This window comes from Devosia sp. (genome assembly GCF_028290645.1).
In the GTDB taxonomy this organism is placed as follows: domain Bacteria; phylum Pseudomonadota; class Alphaproteobacteria; order Rhizobiales; family Devosiaceae; genus Devosia_A.
On the sequence record NZ_JAQGJL010000011.1, the window covers coordinates 1 to 6,139 of the forward strand.

General features: G+C 64.0%; 6 protein-coding genes and 2 tRNA genes. All 8 read right to left on the reverse strand.

Annotated features, from left to right (window positions below; genetic code table 11):
* Positions 1-891: sugar ABC transporter permease (locus JWQ89_RS00680; RefSeq protein WP_299637539.1), on the reverse strand; the 891-nt coding region annotated here is incomplete at its 3' end.
* A 160-nt stretch (positions 892-1,051) separates the two neighbouring features.
* A complete protein-coding gene (locus tag JWQ89_RS00685) occupies positions 1,052-2,347 on the reverse strand; it encodes a sugar ABC transporter substrate-binding protein (protein WP_299637541.1) in 1,296 nt (431 codons plus the stop codon).
* A 361-nt stretch (positions 2,348-2,708) separates the two neighbouring features.
* Positions 2,709-3,170, reverse strand: coding sequence for a thioredoxin TrxC (trxC, locus tag JWQ89_RS00690; RefSeq protein WP_299637543.1), 462 nt, complete (start codon positions 3,168-3,170; stop codon positions 2,709-2,711).
* 253 nt (positions 3,171-3,423) lie between these two features.
* Positions 3,424-3,499: transfer RNA gene (locus JWQ89_RS00695), tRNA-Asn, on the reverse strand.
* A gap of 83 nt (positions 3,500-3,582) precedes the next feature.
* Positions 3,583-4,206 carry an NTP transferase domain-containing protein gene (locus tag JWQ89_RS00700; protein ID WP_299637545.1) on the reverse strand — a complete coding sequence of 208 codons (624 nt, stop codon included), beginning with the start codon at positions 4,204-4,206 and terminating at the stop codon, positions 3,583-3,585.
* A gap of 551 nt (positions 4,207-4,757) precedes the next feature.
* Complete coding sequence (locus JWQ89_RS00705; protein WP_299637547.1) at positions 4,758-5,270, reverse strand: hypothetical protein; 513 nt, start codon at positions 5,268-5,270, stop codon at positions 4,758-4,760.
* 89 nt (positions 5,271-5,359) lie between these two features.
* Positions 5,360-5,424: transfer RNA gene (locus JWQ89_RS00710), tRNA-Cys, on the reverse strand.
* A 28-nt stretch (positions 5,425-5,452) separates the two neighbouring features.
* A partial coding sequence (locus JWQ89_RS00715; RefSeq protein WP_299637549.1) for a site-specific integrase occupies positions 5,453-6,139 on the reverse strand: 687 nt, incomplete at its 5' end.

The window sequence follows — 6,139 nt, forward strand, 5'->3', positions numbered from 1 at the left end:
CGCCTCTAGAGATCGGGCGAACGCGAACAGCAGCGCAATCGCCACCACCAGCGCCAGCATCAGCGTCACCGCCATCGCGGACCCGAGCCCACCCTGCGCCCGCTCGATGCCGACACGACGAATGTGATAGGTCAGCACATTTGTGGCATTCACCGGCCCGCCCTGCGTAATCAGCGCCACCGGCTCGAACACCTGTACGGCGTTGATGATCGCAATCACCGCCGAGAACAGCAGCGTGTTGCCGAGTAGCGGCAGGGTGATCGAGACGAACCGCTGGACCGGGTTGGCGCCATCGATCTTCGCGGCCTCGTACAGCGAGTCCGGAATCTGCGTCAGTCCCGCCACGGCAAGCACGGTGAAATACCCCACCTGCTGCCAGACATTGAGGATGACGATAGAGAACAGCGCAGTCTGCGGGGCGCTCAGCCACGTTTGCGGTGGGATTCCCACCCAGCCGAGGATCTGGTTCAACGGCCCTTCGGTGGGCGAATAGAGCTTGGAGAAGACCAGCGCCACTGCGATCATCGGCACCATGTAGGTCGAGAACAGCACCGTCCTCAGAAACACGCCGCCCGGCGCGATCTTCTGATGCACCAACAGCCCCAGCATCACCGACAGCGGCAGGATGATCGCCACCGATGCCAGTGTGTAGAACGCCGTATTGACCAGCGCCGCCTTGAAATCGCGCCCCACCGAATTGTTGGCGAAGATATCAATGAAGTTCTGCACCCCGACGAACTCTGCCGTCTCGAACCCGGTCTGCGTCGACCAGTCCTGCAGGCTCAGCCACAGCGTCAGCAGCATCGGCACGAGGACGAACACCCCGATCAGCCCGGTAGCGGGCGCGAGCATGAAGACCGCTGATCGGTGCAGGTTGTTGGTAGCGGGCATGCTTGTTCCCATCCACCGGTGTCACCCCGGCGAAAGCCGGGGCCGATCCCGAGGCCTTGCACATCCACTGCTGGCTGTGAAATCTCGGGATGGATCCCGGCTTGCGCCGGGATGACACCGTGGGTTGTTGGTCGATCGGGGCGATGCCGCCCCGATACTCTTACTGTGCGTTGCGCTCAAGAATCTCGGTCGCATCGGCCTGCGCGGTCGCCTGCGCGTCAGCCGCCGAGAGCTGGCCGAACTGCATGGCCTCCAGCGTCTTCTGCAGCGATTCCGAGAACTCCTGGCCGCCCAGCACCACCGGGAAGCCCTTGGCGTTGGCCAGAGTGTCGGTATAGCCCTTGAGGAACGGATCGCTTGCCAGCCGCTCGGCGAACGCCGCGCCATCCGAAGTGCGCGACGGCAGGATGCCCATCGACATCAGGATGTCGCCCATCGCCGACGCATCGTCCGGACCCGATTCCGGCCCGTTGAGCCAGTTGAGGAAGTCCCAGGCTGCAGCCTGCTCCTCGGCCGACGCCTTGGCGTTGACCACCGTCATCCAGGAATACGAGATCGAGCGCGGCACATCGCCGGACGGCCCGACCGGGATCGGCGCCGTTGCCACATCGGCGAACGCGTCACCCATGCCGGCCTTCAGCGCCGATTCCCACCAGTTCGCCATGATGATCATGCCGGTCTTGCCCGACACGAAGCTGTCGAGGAACGGCCCCGTGGTGTTGGCGTCCGCCGTCGCCATCGCCGGGTCGGAATAGCCCGATTTGATCAGCTTTTCATAAAGCTCGAAGGTCTGCTTCGCCGCTTCGCTGTCCAGCGTCGGCTTGCCGTCGACCACCAGGTCCCCACCGTTCGAAACCAGGAGCGACGAGAACGGGTGCAACACGCCCGCCGCCCACGAGTTGATCAGCCCGAACCCCTGCTGGCCCTTCGACTTGTCGGTCAGCTTCTCGGCCGCCGCCAGGAACTCGTCCCAAGTCTTCGGCGCTTCGGTAATGCCGGCCTCGGCGAACAGCTTCTTGTTGTAGTTCAGCGCATAGACGTCGATCTCGTTCGGAATGCCGTAGAGCACGCCACCGATCGAAGCCGCGCCGACCACGCCCGCCGGCCAGTTCGCCTTGGTGTCGGCGGCAATCGCATCCGGCACCGGGGCCACCAGCTGGTCCCTCGCCAGATCCGGCAGCCAGGCATCATAGATGCCGGCAATGGTCGCTCCGCCGGCGCCGCCGCCCGAAGTGCGGAGCGTCGTCAGCAGGTCGCCGAACGGAACAGCGCGAACGGTAATCTTCGTGTCGGGGTGGCTCTGGGAATAGGTCGCGGCGGCCGCCTCGAGCTTGGCCACCGTCTCCGGGGCCCAGTGGGTGAGGAACGACACATCCGCGGCCTGGACCAGGGCGGTGCTCGAAAGCAGGACTGCGACGGTGCCTGCGGCACGCGTGAAAGCCCGGAACAGCTGCATGTAGAATTCTCCATGTCACGCCAGCCAAGCTTCATGCTCGATCTGACGTCATAGAGTTATGACGTTATAACGACATCGGTCAAGGGCGTCGCTGCGCTGGCTGTGGGTGCCTCGCCAGGAGGTGCGTGCCGGCGGTTGTCAGCTCGTTGGCTGTTCGCGGGACACAGGGCCCAGGAAGCCTCGCGATCGGTGACCTGAGAGCGACAGGACATCCCGGTACGAGTGCAGGCCATGTTCGTTGCGTCGGGCCCTGCACCGCCACGAGCGCCGCCGGTCAGGGCCAAGTCAGCGCTGATATCGTGACAGGGCAACGCTGCACTGCCCACCAAACGCCGTGAGCACTAGTCCAGAGATCGCCCCATCACTGGGTCGTCGGGGCCGGCGACCTGAGCCAGCCCTCGAGGGTCCTGCGGTCGATCGCCCCGGCCCGTTGTCCGATGATCTGGCCCTTGCGGAATACCATCATGGTCGGAATGGCGCGGATGTTGTAGCGCGCGGCGATCTCGGGCTCGGCTTCGGTGTCCAGTTTGAGGAACCGGAAGTCGGGCTCGAGGTCCTCGGCCGCCTTCTCATAGATCGGTGCCATCGCCTTGCACGGAGCGCACCAGTCCGCCCAGAAATCGACGACCACTGGGATGTCATCCCTCGTGATCTGCTTGTCGAAGGTCTTCTGTGTTGCCGGCCAAACCTTGCCGGAAAAGAGCTTGGTATGGCAGGCGCCGCACTTGGCCCCCTTCGGGTCCTGGCCGGGGTGGATGCGGTTGGTGGCGGCGCAGTTGGGACAGACCACCTGCATCGGCGTGTCGGTTTTGGGCCATCCCATAGGAGCGCTCCGAAGCTGTTTCTCGGTAGTGGACCACAACGCTAGCACAGTTGGAGTGGCGATCTGCTGACGCTCGTCAGATGCGGCCCAGGCAGGGACCAAATTCCGGCATTAGCCGTCCCTGCGGCACCCAGCGGCGCTCTTGCACCAACAAGCGTCGTGGCGCGGCCGTACGTGCTCGTCTCCAAGTCGCCCTTGTTGCGAGAGAGCCAACCGGACCGTCGGGGAATTACGGCTAATTACTCGGAAAGATTGGCTCCGCGAGTAGGACTCGAACCTACGACCCAGCGGTTAACAGCCGCTTGCTCTACCAACTGAGCTATCGCGGAACACGGAGCGCCTTGCTCAAGGCAGCGCCCGTGTAGCGGGTTTGTTTTCCTTTGCCAAGCACCAATTTCCGATCCGGAAAGCCTCAGCGGAACAGCGCCCTGCCAGGGGCGGCGCGGCGCTCCATTTCGGCCAGATCCTCGGGCGTGTTGACGTTCGCGAAGGGGTCGCCGGCTGCCGTGATCGGCCATTCGACGGTCACGCCGCCGGCCGCCGCCGCCAGCGATTTGAGGCTACGCGGCGCTTCCCCTGCGGCGAGGCGATCCGGCAGGTCGAAGAATCGCGCCACGCGCCAGATCGCATTGGTGGGGTAGGGCTGTCCGGCAAAGGACGAGGTCGCTGCCGCCGCTTTGTCCAGCCCGGCGCGTAGGCGCTCGACGAAATCCCTTGGGAGGAATGGCGTGTCCACCGCGGCGCTGACCAGCAGTTCGGGCGGCTGGGCGAGCGTGCCGAGATAGGCCATTGCTCCCGCCAGTCCGGCCAGCGGCCCGGCATAGTCGCCATCAAGGTCGGGCACCGGAATCATCGTGCGGGACAGGCGCAGCAGCGCCGGATCGATCCGGCCATGCGCCACCAGCACCGGCGCGCATCCATCGACCGCCGCCGCCACCCGGTCGAGCAGCCGCACGCCGCCGACCACGAGCTCAGACTTGATGGCGCCCCCAAGCCGCTCGCCGCGTCCGCCCGCAAGGATCAGTGCCGCCGGCATGTGGGTCTCCCAACGACGGATCGCCGTCGGGCCTTCATCGCACAGCTTCAGGGGAAATTGGAGACCACGTCCGGAATCGAACCGGAATACACGGATTTGCAACCGAGTCGGAGCGTTGATCCGCCTACGCTATTTGTTGCCGACAGTGGCGCCAGCTCCGCGGCGGCCAGTTCGGAGCCGTCATCGGCACGCCGAAACAGGTCCCCGTAGCTGTCCTCCCCCCCTGTCGAAGCACAACCTCGACGGGGTTCGTGAACGCAATATCAAGATCCGATGCAATTTCAGTGGGGCGAGGCCATCAACATCGCCTTCGCAGGCAGGTGTTTGCAAACAGCGGAACGATTCGCGCGTTTTGGAGGGTCGTCCCTTGGTGGGGCGACTATCGGCTTTCCGGCAACGCGCCCCTCTTGTCCCACCACCGGCCGGACGCATAGCAATTGGGGCGTATTGGCGCCGGCCGAAGGGTTCCACTATCTCACATATGGCCGTGGTACCATCTGGAACAGGCAACTGGGACTCCACCACGCAGCGGGTCAGTGCTGTCGGCCTCACTACGACTCTAAGGCCACGTCCCACTCCGCATTGTTGCCGCGCCAATCTGGGCCATCCGAACCAGCCCTCGGTGCTCTGGCCACCCTGTAAACCAAGTCGGGGCTGTAGAATCGCAAGGCGTTCGACATCATGGCTTCGTCCTCTAGGCTGATCGGGTCGCTGAGCCAGAGAACCAATCCGGCCGGACCTTTCAGCGCCGCTCGCGTTCTTGCGCAAAGGTGGTCGTGACGAGCTCTCGCCTCTGGATAGGCAAGGGGCAACGGCCCCGTGAATCCGTGTGGATGGAGGGTATCGAACCGTATATTTCGCACGCCCTCGCTGGTTTGCTCCAAGTCGAGGAAATCCAGCAGGCCAGAGAAGTCGCGTTCGAGGTATTTAACGAAGGCCGCGGCGGGGGTCACCTGCCAGTCGAACACGCCCTTGATTGCCGCTGGGCCAAGGCAACGGCGCAAGTGATACGCGGCCCTGCAGGTCGGACCGATGCTCATCGCATATTCGAATGCCATCGGCACGAACGAAAGGCCTCCGCCCCCTTCTCCGAGAAAAGCGCATCGCCGCAAGAACTCAAGCGTCCCGGGTGTGATCTTTCAGTGAAAGAGATTGGAGGCCACGTCCGGAATCGAACCGGAATACACGGATTTGCAATCCGAGCCTACCGATTGATCCTTATAGCGTTTTTCCGAACGTGTTGCGCCTATGTTGCGCTCTGAACTGGCGTAGAAAGCAGCATCGCTTCCGCTGCTGCCATTTCCGTGCCGTCGTCCGTGCTGGGGAAAAGGTGCCCGTAGGTGTCCATGGTGAGATTGATGGACGCGTGGCCGAGTCGCTGCTGCACGATTTTCGCCGGTAGCTCGAGCCCGCCGTCTGCCTTCCGGTTGATGCACCAGCTGGCATAGAAGTGCCGCAGACAGTGGAGCCCGGTGTACTTCGCCGCCCGCACCTCCTTGCCGTCCTCGTCCGTCGACACCACCACGACGTCGCCCCGGAGTTGCGCCGGCAGAAACCCCTCGTCGATGAGGTGCCGATGCGCTTGCACCTGTCCCTTGAGATTGGGGAACACCAGTCCGGCCTCGCTCTTGGTCGCGACCAGCTTCCACTCGCGCAACGTATTTGCCACGATCGGCGGAAGCGGTACGTCCCGCTCACCGGCGAGAGACTTCGGTTTCCCGATCGCCTTGAACCGGTCAGCGCGTTGGAACACACGGATCCTCCCCGCCTTAAGGTCCACCGCCGCCCATGTAAGTCCGCGCAACTCGCTGGCCCGCAGCCCGGTGAAGATCGCGGTCATGAGCAGGGGGCGCCAGCGCCCTTCAAGCCCGCGGACGATTCCGGCGATCTCGACGGGGGTCGGAATATCTACGCCCACCTTGAGCTTACCCTT